Consider the following 1509-nt stretch of genomic DNA (forward strand, 5'->3'; position numbering starts at 1 on the left):
GCGACCGCTGGCCGTGGCGGTTGGGACGGCCCAACCGGTAGACAACCCAGGGCAGGGATGGGCTGAAGTCCTTCAGATCAATATCTTTTGGATTCTTTGACGCGGGTTTCATAGGCGCTGATGGCAATAACGAAGTGTTGGATTGTGTCAGCGATCGCGATCTTGTCTGAGCTATCGGCCGGCCCCTTTACTTCCCATCCATTGGCGTGGGAGTAGACCAGCAGCGCCCATTTATCGTTAGGCGCGATGATCAGCCACTCAGGGCGCTGGTTGCGCTTGCGGATGGTGTAACCCAGTTCCTTCAGGGCTTGCCGAGCTCGGGCCACCAGTAGAGACAGTTGCTCTGCCCCGAAGGTGAGAGCCTCAGTGCGGTCGTCGTAGATAGATTTCTGCATAGGCAATTTTCCGAAGTTTGGGGGGAAGGAAAGTGGGCGATCGTCCGTGTGGTGAATCGCCCGCTGCAAACCAATCTCTCAACACCAATCAGGGACGCAAATTCACGCGGTGATCTCGGGTGCAAGGTGGCCGGCCGCCGTTTGTGCCGGTCTCCCCCAAATCCCGCGCTGGTCATAGACCGCGCCATCAGGGGCGCTTTGGGTTTATCTGATCTTTATCGAGTATGACAGCAACTTTTATCTTTGTCGAGTAAAATAAGAGATGAAAGTTTATCGAGTAAGATTGACGAAATTGAAATGACTGACGCAAATGGCCGGAAAACCAACTTACGGGGAACGCAAGAAGACGATCGGCTACTCCTTGACACCAACAGCGATTCAACTCTTGGAAGAGATGGCGCAAGCGATGGGGCTACGGAGTCCGAGCGAACTGATCGAACAGTTTGCACGGGGATTGTTGCCGACTCTCCCGCCAGACCCAGACCAGCTACGCATGGGAAAACGCTTAGCCATCTGATCCGCTCCGTTCAGAGTCGGGTGGCCAGAAATATCCGCAAGATCGCTCAACTTGAGCAGGAAATCCGGGATCTTCAGGAAGAGAATGAATTTGAAGCAGTTGAGCTTGAATACCTAAACACAACGCTCACTGCATGGAACGAACGGGTAGCAAGTCTCAAGGACTCAAGCGATCAAGTCGAAGCTGACCCACACAAACCAGCACAAGAAGACCTGACCGCCTAAACCTTTGCCCCTGCTGGCTAATCAGCAGGGGTTTGCTATTGCCACCTTAACGAGGATCCTTCCTCAGGCAGACAATGAGATAGATTGATGTCCGATCGCAAAAGCAGGGAGCTTGACCCCAGTTGGGGGCCTGCACCACCTGCACCACCCACCCCCCAGGAAGCCGATCGAAAGATCGATCGGCTATCGATCGCGATCCGAGCAGCCGCCCAACTATCCCCCTCGGAGCTGCTGTTATTGCAGGCTGCGATCGCGGGATTGTCCCAAGCTCTTAGGGAGCAAGCCCCCGCTCAAACCCAAGAAAACCGCTCCCTAAGTTGTGGAAAAGCCGAAAAATCGGCACAACCGAGCGGTGGATATTTCGAGCTAAAAA

2 protein-coding genes and 1 pseudogene are annotated in these 1509 nt (G+C 54.3%); 2 read left to right on the top strand and 1 reads right to left on the bottom strand.

All coding sequences use genetic code 11. The features are described 5' to 3' along the window. Positions 1-77 precede the first annotated feature (77 nt). Positions 78-395, bottom strand: a complete 318-nt coding sequence (locus VPK24_RS11145; protein WP_393013252.1) for a hypothetical protein — start codon at positions 393-395, stop codon at positions 78-80. A 297-nt stretch (positions 396-692) separates the two neighbouring features. Here VPK24_RS11145 and VPK24_RS11150 point away from each other — a divergent pair, with 297 nt between their 5' ends. Continuing rightward, on the top strand, positions 693-1136 hold the full coding sequence (locus tag VPK24_RS11150; protein ID WP_393013255.1) for a hypothetical protein: 444 nt from the start codon (positions 693-695) through the stop codon (positions 1134-1136). 87 nt (positions 1137-1223) lie between these two features. Next, positions 1224-1509 (top strand): annotated as a pseudogene (locus VPK24_RS11155) (hypothetical protein); the annotation flags it as partial.

This window comes from Limnothrix redekei LRLZ20PSL1 (genome assembly GCF_043235035.1).
Lineage (GTDB): Bacteria > Cyanobacteriota > Cyanobacteriia > CACIAM-69d > CACIAM-69d > CACIAM-69d.